This window comes from Caballeronia sp. LZ034LL, assembly GCF_031451215.1.
GTDB lineage: Bacteria > Pseudomonadota > Gammaproteobacteria > Burkholderiales > Burkholderiaceae > Caballeronia.
In genome coordinates this window covers 1673149-1690940 of sequence record NZ_JARUXR010000001.1, presented here as the reverse complement: position 1 = coordinate 1690940, position 17792 = coordinate 1673149, and the positions used below count along the sequence as shown (strand labels likewise).

15 protein-coding genes are annotated in these 17792 nt (G+C 64.5%); 12 read left to right on the top strand and 3 right to left on the bottom strand.

All coding sequences use genetic code 11. The features are described 5' to 3' along the window. The first annotated feature begins 165 nt into the window (after nucleotides 1-165). The 9 genes from hfq (at nucleotide 166) to QCE83_RS07720 (ending at nucleotide 10059) form a co-directional block, all read left to right on the top strand. Complete coding sequence (hfq, locus tag QCE83_RS07760; RefSeq protein ID WP_035930711.1) at nucleotides 166-402, top strand: RNA chaperone Hfq; 237 nt, start codon at nucleotides 166-168, stop codon at nucleotides 400-402. Nucleotides 403-487: 85 nt separating this feature from the next. Further along, on the top strand, nucleotides 488-1816 hold the full coding sequence (gene hflX / locus QCE83_RS07755) for a GTPase HflX (RefSeq protein ID WP_309808489.1): 1329 nt from the start codon (nucleotides 488-490) through the stop codon (nucleotides 1814-1816). Between the two features lie 59 nt (nucleotides 1817-1875). Then, on the top strand, nucleotides 1876-3267 hold the full coding sequence (gene hflK, locus QCE83_RS07750) for an FtsH protease activity modulator HflK (RefSeq protein WP_309808488.1): 1392 nt from the start codon (nucleotides 1876-1878) through the stop codon (nucleotides 3265-3267). 11 nt (nucleotides 3268-3278) lie between these two features. Then, on the top strand, nucleotides 3279-4181 hold the full coding sequence (hflC, locus tag QCE83_RS07745; RefSeq protein WP_309808487.1) for a protease modulator HflC: 903 nt from the start codon (nucleotides 3279-3281) through the stop codon (nucleotides 4179-4181). 54 nt (nucleotides 4182-4235) lie between these two features. After that, nucleotides 4236-4427: a DUF2065 domain-containing protein gene (locus QCE83_RS07740; RefSeq protein WP_309811530.1), complete on the top strand. Its 192-nt coding sequence runs from the start codon at nucleotides 4236-4238 to the stop codon at nucleotides 4425-4427. A gap of 120 nt (nucleotides 4428-4547) precedes the next feature. Then, nucleotides 4548-5699 carry an ATP phosphoribosyltransferase regulatory subunit gene (locus tag QCE83_RS07735; RefSeq protein ID WP_309808486.1) on the top strand — a complete coding sequence of 384 codons (1152 nt, stop codon included), beginning with the start codon at nucleotides 4548-4550 and terminating at the stop codon, nucleotides 5697-5699. Nucleotides 5700-5865: 166 nt separating this feature from the next. Further along, complete coding sequence (locus QCE83_RS07730) at nucleotides 5866-7212, top strand: adenylosuccinate synthase (protein ID WP_309808485.1); 1347 nt, start codon at nucleotides 5866-5868, stop codon at nucleotides 7210-7212. Nucleotides 7213-7313: 101 nt separating this feature from the next. After that, nucleotides 7314-7874, top strand: a complete 561-nt coding sequence (locus QCE83_RS07725; RefSeq protein WP_309808484.1) for a phosphoribosyltransferase — start codon at nucleotides 7314-7316, stop codon at nucleotides 7872-7874. Nucleotides 7875-8166: 292 nt separating this feature from the next. Next, the gene (locus tag QCE83_RS07720; RefSeq protein WP_309808483.1) at nucleotides 8167-10059 is read left to right on the top strand and encodes a potassium transporter Kup; all 1893 of its coding nucleotides are present in this window, start codon (nucleotides 8167-8169) and stop codon (nucleotides 10057-10059) included. Between the two features lie 73 nt (nucleotides 10060-10132). On the opposite strand, the gene QCE83_RS07715 is transcribed toward QCE83_RS07720, so the two are convergent. Then, the gene (locus QCE83_RS07715) at nucleotides 10133-12472 is read right to left on the bottom strand and encodes a Tex family protein (RefSeq protein WP_309808482.1); all 2340 of its coding nucleotides are present in this window, start codon (nucleotides 12470-12472) and stop codon (nucleotides 10133-10135) included. A gap of 328 nt (nucleotides 12473-12800) precedes the next feature. On the opposite strand from QCE83_RS07715, the gene QCE83_RS07710 reads away from it, so the two are divergent. The 3 genes from QCE83_RS07710 to QCE83_RS07700 all read left to right on the top strand — a co-directional run bounded on the left by QCE83_RS07710 (nucleotide 12801) and on the right by QCE83_RS07700 (nucleotide 16238). Continuing rightward, nucleotides 12801-13610, top strand: coding sequence for a colicin transporter (locus QCE83_RS07710; RefSeq protein WP_309808481.1), 810 nt, complete (start codon nucleotides 12801-12803; stop codon nucleotides 13608-13610). A 123-nt stretch (nucleotides 13611-13733) separates the two neighbouring features. Further along, nucleotides 13734-13919, top strand: a complete 186-nt coding sequence (locus QCE83_RS07705) for a DUF465 domain-containing protein (RefSeq protein ID WP_309811527.1) — start codon at nucleotides 13734-13736, stop codon at nucleotides 13917-13919. A gap of 90 nt (nucleotides 13920-14009) precedes the next feature. Continuing rightward, the gene (locus tag QCE83_RS07700; protein ID WP_309808480.1) at nucleotides 14010-16238 is read left to right on the top strand and encodes an ATP-dependent DNA helicase; all 2229 of its coding nucleotides are present in this window, start codon (nucleotides 14010-14012) and stop codon (nucleotides 16236-16238) included. A gap of 432 nt (nucleotides 16239-16670) precedes the next feature. On the opposite strand, the gene QCE83_RS07695 is transcribed toward QCE83_RS07700, so the two are convergent. Together QCE83_RS07695 and QCE83_RS07690 are read right to left on the bottom strand one after the other, a co-directional pair. Continuing rightward, complete coding sequence (locus QCE83_RS07695) at nucleotides 16671-17267, bottom strand: hypothetical protein (RefSeq protein WP_309808479.1); 597 nt, start codon at nucleotides 17265-17267, stop codon at nucleotides 16671-16673. Nucleotides 17268-17315: 48 nt separating this feature from the next. Next, complete coding sequence (locus tag QCE83_RS07690) at nucleotides 17316-17753, bottom strand: hypothetical protein (RefSeq protein WP_309808478.1); 438 nt, start codon at nucleotides 17751-17753, stop codon at nucleotides 17316-17318. Nucleotides 17754-17792 lie beyond the last annotated feature (39 nt).

Below are 17792 nucleotides of genomic sequence, written 5' to 3'. Positions count from 1 at the left end.
GAACCTGGCTGAAAGCCCCGCTGCACGGTGCGTTGCTGGCCTTTTGGCCGACTGGCGCCGAAACGTCAATCAGCGAAAATCAGCTATAGTGTAGCGATTGTCGGCGGATCTCTTTTTCTTCGTCCACAATACTTCCAACCTGCAAAAAAATATACGGAGTTTGCTATGAGCAACAAAGGGCAATTGTTACAAGACCCGTTTTTGAACGCACTGCGTAAAGAGCACGTGCCGGTTTCCATCTATCTGGTGAACGGCATCAAGCTCCAAGGCAACATCGAATCCTTCGACCAGTATGTCGTGTTGCTCCGAAATACGGTCACCCAGATGGTCTACAAGCACGCCATTTCCACGGTCGTGCCGGCCCGCCCGGTGAATTTCCACCCGGACGCCGAAACGTCCTAAACCATGTTGCGACCGGCGCGTATTGCCATTTGAATATTCAATATTAAGCAACTCGCCGGTCGCTTCAAAAATTAAACATATCAATTTGATCAACGCAGCGCTTGTCGGCATCGACTTCGGCAAAATCGATTTCGAAGCCAGTCTTGAAGAACTCAGTCTGCTCGCACAAAGTGCGGGCGCTCATCCCGCCGTCACGCTCACCGGCCGCCGTTCGAGTCCCGATGCCAAGATGTTCATCGGCAGCGGCAAGGTCGAAGAACTGCGTCTGCAGTGCGAAGCGAACGACGTCGAACTCGTCATTTTTAATCACGCCCTCGCGCCCGCGCAGCAACGCAATCTCGAAGTCGCGTTGAACCGCCGCGTGGTGGACCGCACCAGCCTCATTCTCGATATCTTCGCGCAACGCGCCCGCAGCCATGAAGGCAAGCTGCAGGTCGAACTCGCGCAACTCCAGTATTTGTCCACGCGCCTGATTCGCGCCTGGACTCACCTCGAGCGCCAGAAAGGCGGTATCGGCCTGCGCGGCCCCGGCGAAACCCAGCTCGAAACCGACCGCCGCCTGATCGGCGAGCGCATCAAAGCGCTCAAGGCGCGGCTCGAGAAACTGCGTCGCCAGCATGGCACGCAGCGTCGCCAGCGCGTGCGCAACCGGACCATGTCGGTGTCGCTCGTCGGCTATACCAATGCGGGCAAGTCCACGCTCTTCAACGCGCTCACGAAGGCCCAGGCCTACGCCGCCGACCAGCTCTTCGCCACGCTCGACACCACGTCGCGCCGCGTGTATCTCGGCGAGGAAGCGGGGCACGTGGTCGTGTCGGACACGGTCGGCTTCATTCGCGAATTGCCCCACCAGCTGGTCGCGGCGTTCCGCGCGACGCTCGAGGAAACCATTCACGCAGACTTGCTGCTGCATGTCGTCGATGCCTCGAGCGCGGTGCGGCTCGATCAGATCGACCAGGTCAACGAAGTGCTGCGCGGCATCGGCGCGGACGAAATCCGCCAGATTCTCGTCTTCAACAAGATCGACGCCGTGCCGGAGCTCGCGGCCCGCGGCGAGGCGGTCGAAAGGGACGAGTATGGTAATATTTCGCGCGTTTTCTTGAGTGCGCGCACGGGTCAGGGACTCGATGCACTGCGCGCCGCAATCGCGGAAATTGCCGCCGCGGAGACCGGGGAAACGGAAGCGGGCCTTCCCAGTGTGCTCGCGGAATTCCCGGACGCGCAGGAAGAATCCGAAGCGGAATCCGGTGCGAGCTTCAAGGCGGCGTCTGAAGCCAGGTCCGCAGCAAAGTCCGAAGCAACGCAATCCACGCAGTCCGGGTCAAACGCCACACACGACACGAACGCGCAGCCCGGCGACCAGCGGCCTGCCGATCAACGTGACGACCACACGGTTCCCGAACACGGACAGTGATCCGCATCGGAATGGAACCGGCCCGGAATCGACCCGGCTGTCTAATGGTGAATCACTGAGTGAACGACTACAACGAGCGGACTAACCGGCAAGCCAGCCCTGCCGTCTTTTCGATCAACGATCCGCGCTGGGGGCGGGGCGACGGCAATGGCGTGAAGAACGACACGAAGCGTCCGCAGGACGGCAAGCGTCCGAACGGCAAGGACGACGGTCCGCCCGACCTCGACGAAATGTGGCGCGACTTCAACCGGCGCCTGGCCGGCCTGTTCGGCCGCAAGCCCGGCAACGGCGGCGCGCCGCGCGAGAACGGCCGCGGCAGCAAGATCGGGCTGGGCATCGTCATCGGCGTGCTGATCGCCATCTATCTCGGCAGCGGCGTGTTCGTCGTGCAGGACGGTCATGTCGGCGTCGTGTCGCAGTTCGGCCAATATCGCCAGACGGTTCAGCAGGGCATTCACTGGCGCCTGCCGTATCCGTTCCAGTCGAACGAAATCGTCGATACCTCGCAGATCCGCTCGGTGGAAGTGGGCCGCGGCACCGCGCTGTCGCAGGGCAACGTGCGCGATGCCTCGCTGCTGACCCGCGACGCGGACATCGTCGACGTGCGCTTTGCCGTGCAGTACCAGATCCGCTCGGCCACCGACTTCCTCTACCGCAACCTCGATCCCGACCAGAGTGTCGTACAGGCCGCGCAGGCGGCGATCCGCGAGATCGCTGGCGGCCTCAGCACCGACGACATGCTCTACAAGGATCGCGAGGCTCTGCGCACGCGGCTGATGGACGCCATCCAGCGCTCGCTCGACGCCTACCGCACCGGCCTGCAGGTCACGGGCGTCGCGGTGCAGAGCGTGCAGGTGCCGCAGCAGGTGCAGTCGGCGTTCGAGGAAGCGTCGCGCGTGCGCCAGGACAACGAACGCGCGCGCGACACCGCGCAAGCCTACGCCGATCAACTCCTGCCGCGCGCGAAGGCCGACGCGGCGAAGATGGTCGACGAAGCCACCGCCTACAGCAATCGCGAAGTCACGCAGGCCCAAGGCGACGCCGAACGCTTCAAGGAGGTCTACGCCGAATATTCGAAGGCGCCCGCGGTCATCCGCCAACGCATGTACCTGGACACGATGCAGCAGATCTATTCGCGCACCACGAAGGTTTTCGTAGACAGCAAGGCAGGCAACAACGTGGTGTATCTGCCGCTCGACAAGCTCGTTGAAGCGAATCGCCAGCAGGCGAAGGACGCGGCCGAGGGCGCCAGCGCCCCGGCGGCGGCCAACGCTGCCGCCGACGGACAGCAGGCGCGCGCGCAGAGCGCAGCGCCCGCATCGGCGCCGGCCGCTGCCGCGCCTGGGAGCGTGGCCAGCGCGGCCAGTGCGGCCAGCGGCGCAAGCGCGAGCGACCCGCTGCGCTCGCGCGATGCGTTCCGCTCGCGCAGCCGTTCCGAAGACCTGCAGTAAGGAGCGCGAACATGAACCGAATCATTGCGCTCGTGGTCGCGGTCGTCATCGTGCTGTTCATCGGCTCGTCGATGATCTTTACCGTCGACGAACGACATGCCGGCGTCGTGGCCGCGCATGGCGAAGGCAATCCGCGCGTCGCGGGCCCGGGCCTGCACTTCAAGCTGCCGCCGCCGTTCCAGACGCTCACGCTGATCGACACGCGCACGCTCACCATCGACGAATCCGGCGCGGACCGCTTCACCACTGCCGACAAGAACGAAGTCATGGTCAACACGGTGATCAAGTACCGTGTCGCCGATCCGCTCAAGCTGTTCGAAAGCAACGAGAAGAACACGCAGACGGCGCAGGAGCGCATCACGGCGCTCGCGCGCACGGCGCTCGCGAGCGGCTTCGCGAAGCGCTCGCTCACCGACGCGCTCGGCAACCAGCAAACCCTGGCAAGCGAAGCCCAGAAGAGCGTGGAAGCCGCGGCTGCGGCCTTCGGCGTGCAACTGGTGGATCTGCAGATGACGCGCATCGACTTTCCGTCGGCGGTGGCGGATTCGGTCTACAAGCGCATGATCGCGGCGCGCCAGCAGGCGGCGGCGAACGAGCGCGCGAAGGGCACGGCGGATGCTGACAAGATCAAGGCGGACGCGGAGCGCGAGCAGCAGCAGATTCTCGCCGACGCCTACAGCCAGGCGCAGTCGATCAAGGGCGAAGGAGACAGCAAGGCGGCGGGCATAGCGGCCGACGCCTATGGGCGCGATCCGCAGTTCTACCAGTTCTATCAGAGCCTCGAAGCGTATAAGAAGACGTTCAAGCCGGGCGACGTGATGATTGTCGACCCGAACAGCGACTTCTTCCGCTTCATGAAGAGCCCGACCGGCGGCCTTCCGGACACGTCCGCGCCCGCCACGGCGAAGCGCTGATCCTGCCCGCGCGGTGCGACCGGTCATCCGCGGTCGCGCTGCATCTTCGATTTCCTGGACATGGCCGAGACGTTACTGCTCGCTGTTGCGCTGATGCTCATCATCGAAGGCATGTTTCCCTTCGTGTTTCCGACCGCCTGGCGCGACACGTTTCGCCGCATCGCGGAGCGGCCGGTGAACCACATCCGCATCGGCGGGCTGATTGCGATGGTGCTCGGGCTCATCCTGCTGCTGATCGCGACGTGAAGCACGCGGCGCCACGCCGGCTTTTGACCTATCTTGTCCTTGATCTTCCGTCCCTGACCGTTGTTGTCCGCAAGCCCGCGCACTGAGCGCAACAGCTTGCGTCCCGTAGGAAACGTATCGATGTCCACCTGGTTGCTTCCCGAGAATATTGCCGACGTCCTGCCGTCGGAAGCCCGCAAGATCGAAGAGCTGCGTCGCCGCCTGCTCGACCGGTTCCGCTCGTACGGTTACGAGCTCGTCATGCCGCCGATGCTCGAATACCTCGAATCGCTGCTGACGAGCGGCGGCAGCGACCTGAATCTGCGCACCTTCAAGCTCGTCGATCAATTGTCCGGGCGCACGCTCGGCCTGCGCGCCGACATCACGCCGCAGGTGTCGCGCATCGACGCGCATCTGCTGAACCGGCAGGGCGTCACGCGTCTCTGCTATGCGGGCGTCGTGCTGCACACGCGTCCGCGCGGCCTGCACGCGACCCGCGAGCAGATTCAGATCGGCGCGGAAATCTACGGCCATGCCGGACTGGAAGCAGATCTCGAAATCCAGCAACTGATGCTCGATTCGCTGCATCTCGCCGGACTGCGCAAGGTGCGGCTGGACCTGTGTCACGCGGGCGTGCTGGCGGCGCTGCTGGAGCTGGAGCCGGCCGCGGTATCGCTCGGCGAGGCGCTCTATGACGCGCTGGCCACCAAGGACGTGCCGCGCCTGAACGAACTCACCGCGCATCTCGGCCCGGTGCCGCGCGATGCATTGCGGGCGCTGCCGTCGCTGTACGGCGATGCGTCTGTGCTGCAGATCGCGCGCGGCCGCCTGCCGAACCTGCCGGTGATCTCGCGCGCCCTCGACGACCTCGCGTTCCTCGCGAGCCAGGTGGAAGGCGCGGAGCTGATGATCGATCTCGCCGACCTGCGCGGCTACGCGTACCACAGCGGCGTAATGTTCTCGGCGTACGTGGATGGTGTGCCGAACGCGGTTGCGCGCGGCGGCCGTTACGACGATGTGGGTCTCGCGTATGGCCGTGCGCGGCCCGCGACGGGTTTCTCGCTCGACCTGCGGGAAGTGGCGCGCATTTCGCCCGTCGATGCCCGCGGCAGCGCGATCCTGGCGCCGTGGAAACACGACGAACCGCTGCGCGTAGCCATTGCCGCGCTGCGCGACGCGGGCGAGGTGGTGATCCAGGCGCTGCCCGGCCATGAACACGATCTGGACGAATTCGCCTTCGACCGCGTGCTGGTCGAGCGCGACGGCGCCTGGACGGTGGAAGCGCGCTCCTGAACCCTTGCCCGAAAGCCGCGATGAATACAATCGCTTGATCGGCAAGGGTTTTTGGTAGCACATTCCAATGGCGCATGCGTGAAGGAATCGCGAATCGCGTCCCGAAAAACTCGGAACCTTTCGCGAACATAGGTAAAATGCGTTTTTAACCAGCTAACGAATCAACATGTCTGCCAGTGCAGTGAATGTGAACCCGGGGCGCAACGTCGTCGTGGTGGGCACCCAGTGGGGTGATGAGGGCAAGGGCAAGATCGTCGACTGGCTGACGGACCACGCCCAGGGCGTCGTCCGTTTCCAGGGCGGTCACAACGCCGGCCACACACTCATCATCGGCGGCAAGAAAACCATCTTGCGCCTCATTCCTTCGGGCATCATGCGCGCGGGCACGGCCTGCTACATCGGCAATGGCGTCGTGTTGTCGCCGGAAGCGCTGTTCAAGGAAATCGACGAACTGGAAGCCGCCGGCATCGACGTGTCGAAGCGTCTGTTCATTTCCGAAGCCGCCACGCTCGTTCTCCCGTATCACGTCGCCATCGACCAGGCGCGCGAAGCCAAGCGCGGCGCCGGCAAGATCGGCACGACCGGTCGCGGCATCGGCCCGGCGTACGAAGACAAGGTCGCGCGCCGCGGCCTGCGCGTGCAGGACCTGTTCGACCGCACCGTGTTCGAAGAGCGCCTGCGCGAAGCACTCGACTTCCACAACTTCGTCCTGACGCAGTATCTCGGCGCGAAGGCCGTCGACTTCCAGCAAACCCTCGAGACCATGCTCGGCTATGCCGACCGTCTCGCGCCGATGGTCACCGACGTCTCCCGCCGTCTCTACGACGAGAACCACGCCGGCCGCAACCTGTTGTTCGAAGGCGCGCAAGGCACGCTGCTCGATATCGACCACGGCACCTATCCGTATGTCACGTCGAGCAACTGCGTCGCGGGCGCGGCCACGGCGGGCGCGGGCATCGGGCCGCAGCGCCTGAACTACATCCTGGGCATCACGAAGGCATATTGCACGCGCGTCGGTTCGGGCCCGTTCCCGAGCGAACTGTACGACGCCGACAACGCTGCGCGCCAGGAGCAGGTCGGCCTGACGCTCGCCACCGTCGGCAAGGAATTCGGCTCCGTCACGGGCCGTCCGCGCCGCACCGGCTGGCTGGACGCGGCAGCGCTGCGCCGTTCCATCCAGATCAACGGCATCTCGGGCCTGTGCATCACCAAGCTCGACGTGCTGGACGGCCTCGACGAAGTGAAGCTCTGCACGGGCTATACGCTCGACGGCAAGCAGGTCGACATCCTGCCGCGCGGCGCTTCGGAAGTGGCGCGCTGCGAGCCGGTGTACGAAACCTTCGGCGGCTGGAAGGAAAGCACCATCGGCATCACGCAATGGGACAGCCTGCCGGACAACGCGCGCAAGTACCTGACGCGCGTGCAGGAAGTGGCGGGCGTGCCGATCGACATGGTCTCGACCGGTCCGGACCGCGACGAAACCATCCTGCTGCGTCACCCGTTCAAGGTCTGAGCTCCACGCGAGCCCGGGTTGCCTGAACGGACGCTGTAAAGAATGTGGCCGCCTCTGCGGCCACATTTTGTATATAACACTTGAATTTGAAGAGCCTCACCATGATCGCGATGACGGATCCGCGCAACGACGACAAGAACCTCTGGGTCGGCTGGGACGAATACCACCGGCTGATCGAACTGCTCGCGCTGAAGGTGCACGAGTCGGGCTGGAAGTTCGACAAGATCCTGTGCCTCGCGCGCGGCGGCTTGCGTGTCGGCGACCAGCTCTCGCGCATCTATGACCTGCCGCTCGCCATTCTCGCGACGAGTTCCTATCGCGAAGCCGCCGGCACCGAGCAGGGCGCGCTCGACATCGCGCAGTACATCACGATGACGCGCGGCGACCTCTCCGGCAACGTGCTGCTGGTCGACGACCTGGTGGACTCCGGCGTCACGCTGGCGCGCGTGCAGGAGCATCTGAAGGAGCGCTATCCGGCCATCACGGCGGTGCGCTCGGCGGTGCTCTGGTACAAGGCGTGCTCGAAGGTGAAGCCTGACTATCACGTGCAGTTTCTCGAAACGAACCCGTGGATTCATCAGCCGTTCGAGGAATGGGATACGGTGCGGCCGCACAATCTGGGTGCGTGGATCAAGCGCGGGCTGCAGAACGGGCGCGAATGAGGTCCAGCGCTTGGTTCGGCACCTGCATCGGCGCCTGATTACCGCGCATGCATGAAACAACGCCGTTCGTCCGGGCTCGATGCCGGGATGCAACGGCGTTTTGCCATGCGCGCCGCGCCGCAGGCGTCACGAAAGGTCACGCGCGCCCGCGCCAACGCGCACGGGGCACGATGCTAAACTCTCACTCGCGTCTGCGACGGCGCGCCCAGTGCGGTCGAGATACGTGCTCCGGCATGCCGCGTTCGATAGAATGGCGTTCGTTTTTTCCGCTCTGGACGGATATCCCGCTTTTATGACCACAACGACTCACGCGCACGAGCATAAACAGTCATTGCCCTCGCTTACGGTCGCGGCCATTGGCATCGTCTTCGGCGACATCGGCACCAGCCCGCTGTATTCACTGAAAGAAGCGTTCAGCCCGTCGCATGGCATCGGCCTGTCCGAGGCCTCCATCCTCGGTGTCATCTCCCTGCTGTTCTGGGCCATCATCATGGTGGTGGCCGTCAAATACGTGCTGTTCGTCATGCGCGCCGACAACAACGGCGAAGGCGGCGTGTTCGCCATGACCACGCTCGCGCTGCGCAGCGTGAAGGAATCCGGCAAGATCTCGGGCGTGCTGATGATGCTCGGCATCTTCGGCGCGTGCATGTTCTACGGCGACGCCGTCATCACGCCGGCCATGTCGGTGATCTCCGCGGTCGAAGGCCTCGAGATCGCCGCGCCCAAGCTCTCGCCCTATGTGCTGCCCATCACCATCGTCATCCTGATCGCGCTGTTCTGGATCCAGCGGCACGGCACGGCGGTGGTCGGCAGGCTGTTCGGCCCGATCATGCTCGTGTGGTTCGTCACGCTCGCCGTGCTCGGCGCGGCGCACATCGTGATGGAACCGCGCATCATCGCCGCGCTGAATCCTTATTACGCTTTCTCCTTCATGGCGCAGCACGTGCTGCAGGCGTACATCGTCCTGGGGTCGGTCGTGCTCGTGCTGACCGGCGCGGAAGCGCTCTATGCCGACATGGGCCACTTCGGCGCCAAGCCGATCCGCTGCGGCTGGTACATGCTGGTGATGCCGTCGCTGCTGCTCAACTACTTCGGCCAGGGCGCGTTGCTGATGCACGACCCGAAGGCCATCGAAAGCCCGTTCTTCCTGCTCGCGCCCGACTGGGCGCTGCTGCCGCTCGTGATCCTCTCGACCGTCGCCACGGTGATCGCTTCGCAGGCGGTCATCTCGGGCGCGTATTCGCTGACGAGCCAGGCCATCCAGCTGGGCTACGTGCCGCGCATGAAGATTCTGCATACGTCCGAACTGGCGATCGGGCAGATCTATATCCCGCTCGTGAACTGGATGCTGCTGTTCATCATCCTGTGCATCGTGGTCGGCTTCAAGAGCTCGGAGAACCTCGCGGCGGCCTACGGTCTCGCCGTCACCGCGACCATGCTGACCACCACCATCCTCGTGTCGGTCGTGATGGTGAACCTGTGGGGCTGGAGCCGCTGGCTGGTCGGCGCGATGATCGCGGTGTTCCTTGCCATCGACATCGGTTTCTTCGGCGCGAGCCTGTTGAAGATCGAGCAGGGCGGCTGGCTGCCGTTGTGTATCGGCGGCGCACTGTTCTTCCTGCTGATGACCTGGTACAAGGGCCGCATGATCGTCAAGGACCGCACGGCCGCCGACGGTATCCCGCTGATGCCTTTCCTCCAGGGTCTGCTCGCGCATCCGCCGCATCGCGTGTCGGGCACGGCCATCTATCTCACGGGCAGCGATTCGCTGGTGCCCGTGAGCCTGCTGCACAATCTGAAGCACAACAAGGTGCTGCACGAGCGCACGCTCTTCATGAACTTCCAGACGCGCGACATTCCCTATGTCGACGACGCGCACCGGCTCGAAGTGAAGGACATCGGCGGCGGACTGTTTCTCGTGAAGGCCGCCTATGGCTTCAACGAAACGCCCGATGTGAAGGCGGTGCTCGAGCAGATCACGCGCACGCACGCGATGATCTTCGAGCTGATGGACACGTCGTTCTTCATGGCGCGCGAAACCGTGGTGCCGACCGAATTGCCGGGCATGTCGGTGTGGCGCGAGCGGGTGTTCGCGTGGATGCATCAGAACGCTGCGAAGCCTACGGATTTCTTCAGCATTCCGGCGAACCGGGTGGTGGAGCTGGGTACGAAGATCGAGATTTGATGCAGATTTTTGGCGCGTAAGAAAGCAAAAACCCCACGTGTGAACGTGGGGTTTTAGTTTGGTGCCGAAGCCCTCAGCGCTTCAGCTTCGCGAACGCCGCGGCCATCGCGCCTGCCGCTTCCGGCTCGCGGCGTTGCTGCGGACGCTGGCCCGAGCGCCGGTCCTGACGGTCCTGTCCGCCGCGCGACTGCGCACCGGCGCCGCTGCCGGCGGACGCAGACGGGAAGTCGTCATCGAGACGCATCGTCAGTGAAATGCGCTGGCGTTTCACATCCGTCTCCAGCACCTTCACCTTGACGACCTGACCGGCCTTCACGACTTCGTGCGGATCCTTGATGAACTTCGTCGACATCGACGACACGTGCACGAGGCCATCCTGATGCACGCCGATATCGACGAACGCGCCAAACGCCGCCACGTTCGTCACGACGCCTTCGAGGATCATGCCCGGCACGAGATCGGAGATCTTCTCGATGCCGTCCTTGAAGGTCGCCGTCTTGAACTCGGGACGCGGATCGCGGCCGGGCTTCTCGAGTTCCGCGAGAATGTCGCGCACGGTGGGCAGGCCGAAGCGTTCGTCGACGAACTCGGCCGGCGACAGCCCGGTCAACGCCTCGCGCTTGCCGAGCACGTCGCCGAGCTGCTTCTTGATCTTCGCGAGCATGCGTTCGACGACCGGATACGCTTCCGGGTGCACCGACGACCGGTCCAGCGGGTTCTCGCCATTGTTGATGCGCAGGAAGCCCGCGGCCTGTTCGAAGGTCTTGTCGCCGAGGCGCGGCACCTTCTTCAGATGCTCGCGCGAAGGGAACGGCCCGTTGGCGTCGCGAAACTCGACGATATTGCGCGCGAGCGTCGCATTGAGTCCCGACACGCGGGCGAGCAGGGCGATGGAGGCCGTGTTCGCATCGACGCCGACGGCATTCACGCAGTCCTCGACGACGGCATCGAGCGAGCGCGCCAGTTCGCGCTGATTGACGTCGTGCTGATACTGGCCGACGCCGATCGCCTTCGGCTCGATCTTGACGAGCTCCGCAAGCGGATCCTGCAGACGGCGCGCGATGGACACGGCGCCGCGCAGCGAGACATCGAGCTCAGGGAATTCCTTCGCCGCGAGTTCCGACGCCGAATACACCGACGCGCCCGCTTCAGACACCACGATCTTCTGCAACTTGAATTCCGGATGCTTCGCGATCAGTTCGCTTGCGAGCTTGTCGGTTTCGCGCGAAGCCGTGCCGTTGCCGATCGACACCAGTTCGGCCTGCGTCGCCTGCGCGATGCGGGCGAGTTTCGCGAGCGAGCCGTCCCAGTCGCGGCGCGGCTCGTGCGGATAAATGGTGTCGGTGGCGAGCAGCTTGCCGGTGCGATCGACGACCGCGACCTTCACGCCGGTGCGCAGGCCCGGATCGAGACCGATCACGGCCTTCGGGCCTGCCGGCGCGGCCAGCAGCAGATCCTTCAGGTTGCGTGCGAACACGCGGATGGCTTCGTGCTCGGCCTGCTCGCGCAGTTGCGTGAGCAATTCAGTTTCGATGTGCGGTTGCACCTTCACGCGCCAGCACCAGCGGCAGACGTCGGACAGCCATTTGTCGGCGGCGCGGCCGCGGTTGGCGATGCCCACCTGCTGCGCGATCATCGCCTCGCAAGGATGCGGAACCTGCGCGTCGAGCTCCTCGCCGAGGCCGAGCTTGACGCTCAGCACGCCCGCATTGCGGCCGCGAAACAGCGCGAGCGCGCGGTGCGACGGCACGGTGCGGACCGTCTCGCTGTAGTCGTAGTAGTCGCGGAACTTCTCGCCTTCCTCGTTCTGCTTGCCGTCGACCACGCTCGACATCACGAGCCCCTGATTGAACAGATGGTCGCGCAGCTTGCCGAGGACGCCGGCCGTCTCGCCGAACTGCTCCGAGAGAATGTCGCGTGCGCCGTCGAGGGCGGCCTTGGGGTCGGCGACGCCTTTTTCGGCATCGACGAATTTCGCGGCTTCGGCTTGCGGGTCGAGTGTCGGATCGGCGAGCAGCGCCTGTGCGAGCGGTTCGAGACCGGCTTCGCGGGCGATCTGCGCGCGCGTGCGGCGCTTGGGCTTGTAGGGCAGGTAGAGATCTTCGAGCACCTGCTTGCTGTCCGCGTCTTCGATGGCGCCGCGCAGTTCGTCGCTGAGCTTGCCTTGCTCGTCGATGCTCGACAGGATCGTGGCGCGGCGCTCTTCGAGTTCGCGCAGGTAGATCAGGCGCTCTTCGAGGGTGCGCAGTTGCGTATCGTCGAGATTGCCGGTGACTTCCTTGCGATACCGGGCGATGAACGGGACAGTCGAGCCTTCATCGAGAAGCTGCACGGCAGCAGCGACCTGGCGCGGCTGCACGGTGAGTTCAGTGGCGATGCGCTGTACGATCTTGAGTGCTACGGTTTCCGTCATGTGTCTGCGCTGTTCTCAGGCTCGCCGGCAGGCATCGCGCCGCACGCACGGGCCTGCTGTGAGCGAGGCGCGGCGGGCGCGTGACCGCGTGACGAGCCGGTTCGGACCGGGTTGCTGGAGCGGGGCATTTTGCCATAAATGGCAGAGCCCTCCGGCGTGCAGTGATAGAATTTGGGCATCGCCCAAGCCGCTTCGCACCTGATTCCTGATCACGTTGCCGTTCATTCCTTTGCCCACATTCCGCTTTTTTCGCGCCGCCCATTCCGGCCCGGCTGCAGGCCACGCCGGCGCAGCTGAAGGCGCACGCGTCGCGTCGACCGCGTCTGCCTTGACGGCGGTCGGGTTCGCCACGGCAGTCGTGCTGGTTGCGGCCTTCGTGCCGGATCATGCGCATGCGCAGACCCCGAAGCCCATCTCTGCCGATACCGCGGTCACCACGCGTCCGCTCGACGGCGCACCCTCCAGCGACACGCAAGACCCCGACGCCGCGCTCAAGGCGCAGTTCACGCAACGGCAGCAGGCGTTGAACAAGCGTACCGAGGAAAACGACTATCGCTATGGCGTGAAGCGGCACGACTGCTATGCCAACTTCTTCGTCAATCATTGTCTCGACAATGCGCGCAACGAGATGCGCGAGACGCGCCAGGAGATCCGTCAGGACCAGCTCGCGCTCGACGACGAACAGCGCACCGAGCGCGCCCGCGAGCGCGACCAGCAGACCGCGATCAAGCAGGCGCAATACGACGCGCAGGCGCCGCAGCGCGCGGCCAACGAACGTGCGAGCCAGCAGTCGTTCGACGAGAAGCAGCGCCAGAACGCATTGTCTGCCGCCCAGCGCCAGGCCGAGGCGCCGCAGCGCGCGGCCAATCAGGCGGCGTATGACCGCAAGCAGGCGGACTACCAGAAGCAACTCGACGAGGCGCGCGCACGCGGCGTGCAGGACGCGCAGGACCGGGATCTGAAGGCGCAGCGTTACGAACAGAAGCAGCAGGAAGCCGCGCAGCATCGCGCCGAAGTCGAGGCGCGGCAGAAGGAAGCAGCCAGGAAGCAGCAGGAGAAGGCGCAGCAGGCCGCCGAAGACCAGCAGCAACAACAGCAGCAACAGCAGGAGCAGCAGCAACAACAGCAAGGCAAGTAGCGCATGCGTGTGCGCGTTGCGGGCACACGCGTAGCGGACGAAGAGCACATGAGAAGCGGATGCAAGAGCGGATGAAAGGAGGCGAGCATGCAGCAGCGCTTGAACGCACCCCGACAACCCACCATGGATGCCGCATTGCTGCGCGATCGCATCGCGCAGTTGCAGGAAGAGCATCACAGCCTGGACATCCTGATCGACAAGATGTCGGGCATCGAAGACCTCGAGTTGAGACGCTTGAAGAAGCGCAAGCTCAAGGTGAAGGACACCATACTCCTGCTGCAATTGCAGCTGGACCCGGACGCGCACTGACGCCGCGCGCCGCCGGCGGCGCATGCCCATGCATGCCGGCGGCGGCGCCTTCCGCACTCGCCGCCGGAACCCCGCAGGATTGAGCACGCCTTGAACGCACCCACACCTTCTCGCGACGACGTTCCCGCGCCGCACGCGCTCACGGACAAGCGCGCCGCCGAACTCGACGCCATCTTCGCGGCGCAGGGACTGCTCGCGCGCGCCATCGACGGTTATCGGCCGCGTGCCTCGCAGATCGAAATGGCGCGCTCGGTCGCCGCCGCCATGGAAGCCTCCGGCCGCGCGATGCCCGAGCCCGCGATGTTCGAGGCGCAGCGCCGTCCCGCCCGCAAGCTCGGACCCTCGGACAAGCCGCATGACCCCGACGCGCCGCCGGCGGAAGACCTGGGCATCGCAACAGCGAAGACGGCGATCGACGGTGGCGAGAACACGCTGATCGTCGAAGCCGGGACGGGCACGGGCAAGACCTACGCGTATCTCGTGCCGGCCATGCTGTGGGGCGGCAAGGTGATCGTCTCGACCGGCACGAAGCATCTGCAGGACCAGCTGTTCCAGCGCGATATCCCTACCGTGCGCGACGCGCTGGCGGTGCCGGTGTCGGTGGCGATGCTGAAGGGCCGCGCGAACTACCTGTGTCACTACTATCTCGAGCGCACGGCCGACAACGGCCGTCTGCCGACGCGCCAGGACACGTCGCATTTGCAGGAAATCGTGCGGTTCGCGAAGATCACGCGCACCGGCGACAAGGCCGAACTCGCGAGCGTGCCGGAAAATTCGCCGGTCTGGCCGATGGTCACCTCCACGCGCGACAACTGTCTCGGTCAGGACTGTCCGCACTACAAGGAATGCTTCGTCATGCAGGCGCGCAAGGAAGCGCAGCAGGCGGACATCGTCGTGGTGAATCACCATCTGTTCTTCGCGGACGTGATGCTGCGCGACACCGGCATGGCCGAACTCCTGCCGATGGCCAACACGATCATCTTCGACGAGGCGCATCAGTTGCCGGAAACGGCCACGCTGTTCTTCGGCGACACGCTGTCCACCACGCAGCTGCTCGAACTCGCACGCGATACGGTCGCCGAAGGTCTTTCGCATGCGCGCGATGCCGCCGACTGGACCAAGCTCGGCGCTGCGCTCGAGCGCGCGGCGCGCGATCTGCGGCTGGTGTTCAAGGAAGATTCGGTGCGCCTGTCGCTTGGCCAGTTGCCCGACGGTCATCCCTTGTTCGAGGCGCTCGACACGCTCGAAACGCATCTTGCGGCGCTGGCGGCGGCGTTGTCGTCGCATGCGGAGCGCGCTGAATCGCTGCAGGCGCTGGTGCGCCGCGCGCGCGAACTGCAGGACCTGCTGGCCGGCTGGACCACGCCGCCGACCTCGCTCGAACGCGCGGTCGTCGCGGACGAACAGACCGCCGCAGCGGCCGCGAAGGAAGAGCCGAACGAGATGGTGCGCTGGATCGAAGTGTTCTCGCACACGGTGCAGCTGCACGAGACGCCGTTGTCGGTCGCGCCGATCTTCGCCAAGCAGCGCGCGGGCGTGCCGCGCGCGTGGATCTTCACGTCGGCGACGCTCTCGGTGCGCGGCGACTTCACGCACTACGCGGCGCAGATGGGCCTCAATTCGCGCCGCTCGATGACCCTGCCGAGCCCGTTCGACTATCCGTCGCAAGGGCTGTTGTACGTGCCGCGCAATCTGCCGCAGCCGTCGTCGCCGCAGTTCACCGATGCCGTGTTCGAAGCTGCGCTGCCGGTGATCGAGGCGGCGGGCGGCGGCGCGTTCGTGCTGTGTACGACGCTGCGCGCGGTCGACCGCATCGCCACGCGGCTGCGCGAGGTGATCGAGCGCCGTGGCTGGGACAATCCGCTGCTCGTGCAGGGCGATGCCAGCCGGACCGAGTTGCTCGACCGTTTCCGCGCGTACGGCAATGCGATCCTGGTCGGCAGCCAGAGCTTCTGGGAAGGCGTGGACGTGCGCGGCGATGCGCTGTCGCTGGTGGTCATCGACAAGCTGCCGTTCGCACCGCCCGACGATCCCGTGCTCGCGGCCCGCCTCGACGCGCTCTCGAAGAAGGGATTGAGCCCGTTCGCGGTGCATCAGCTGCCGCAGGCGGTCATCACGCTCAAGCAGGGCGCGGGGCGGCTGATTCGCGCGGAAACGGACCGCGGCGTGCTGATGATCTGCGATACGCGTCTCGTCGAGAAGCCGTATGGCCGGCGCATCTGGCAAAGCCTGCCGCCGTTCAAGCGCACGCGTGAACTGGACGTGGTGCGGGAATTCTTCAGCGATGCCGCGAAGTGGAAAACGGAGCTGGCCGAGTAGTGTTTTGAACGGCAGCTATCCGGCGATTGCACTCGCGCCGGAAGATGCTGCCTCTGATGATCTCCATTTCGTGCCGCGTTTGTTTCGCGGAACGCGCGCTCCCGATCTTTCGATTCGCTCCGTTCAATCGACCGGTTTTCTGTTCTTGCCAGTCCTCGTTGGCCAAGGCATTGTCTGCGGGAATCAGATTCCCGGGAGAGTCGGTCAATGCCATTTGCTTCGGAAAGCGAACTGAGATCGCGCCGTCCTCGCGGCAAGCAGGCTCATCCTTCTGCAACGCATTCCTCGACCCTTAGCCCGGTAGATTCGGCCTGGGAGGGAGCGTTGCACGACACGACTTTCGAAACCGGAGAGACCGAAGAGAGCGAAGCGGAAGAAGCATTTCCGGAAGAATCGGAAGAAGCGTTTCGACGCGACGATCACTTCGATTTTTCAGCGGTTACGCGCGAAGTCGTTTCCAGAATGGCAACGCGAATCGCCGAGAGTCTTTTCAACCGCTATCACCATGCTGCCGCTGCTTTCCAGGACGTCGAAGCGGTCTGCAGGAGCAGCGCGCATTGGGAAACGCGGCTGGACGATCTGATTACCGTCTGTGTTCTCTACCACGATCTGTGGCCTGAAGCGTTCAGGGTCCGGATCGAAGGCGGCGTCGGGAAACTGCAGGAAATTCTGACGTACTTCTCGATGGCCCAGAAGCTTTGCAGCGAGCTTCAACACATCCAGGGTGAAGCACAAGGCACCTTGCTTGAATGGTCGCGCATCGTCGTTCACCTTCGTCAGGAGTTTTCCCGCGTCCTGCCGGCGGAGTTCAGCGAGACGCTCGACAGCCTGAGCGCGGCATTCAACGCACGGATGAGCAATGTGCGTGGCGTCGAGGAAATAGTCGGGGCGCTGGATTCGCTGTGCTGCCTTAACGATGCAACGCTGCGCATTGCCAGGATCAATGACCTCATCCGCAGCAAGGCCGACTGTCTGCCGGCCGGCATGAGACGCGAAGTCATCGAGCCGGGCGATATCGCCATGCTTCATCACCTGTCGCTCGCCCTGAAAGGCGAGATACAGGGCTATCGGGTGCGTTCATTCTCCTTCGATGAATTCGTGGCCGAACTCACGCTTCAGCACGGGTCGAGTGATCATGCCTTGATGCTGCAAGGACTGGCGGCAAAGTTCGCGCAGTTCCGCGACCTGGGACGGTTCGTCATGCAGAGCGGGCAATCGTCGCGCGGCCTGCTGGACATGCTGGATACCCTGCTCGACAAGCTGCACATCTGCTTCGCCGATTGTGTTCCCGCCTGGGTCAGCGCGTCGCTCGAAGCGTCGCGCTCCGCGCTGCAGGAACTGACGGCGTATCTGAGCGCTGCCCGCCAGGCGTATGCCTGCTACCTGCGGATACGTTCCGGCGACACCGATCTGTTGCTGAAGCTCAAAGAGGCGAGCCGGCTTCTGGAAGAACAACCGCTGTTGCTCCCGACAGATCTTCGTGCGCCGGTGATCGATTGCCTGGGCGCGCTGCAAAACGTCGCGCGGGTGCTGGCTGCCGGGCGCGCTGTGTGG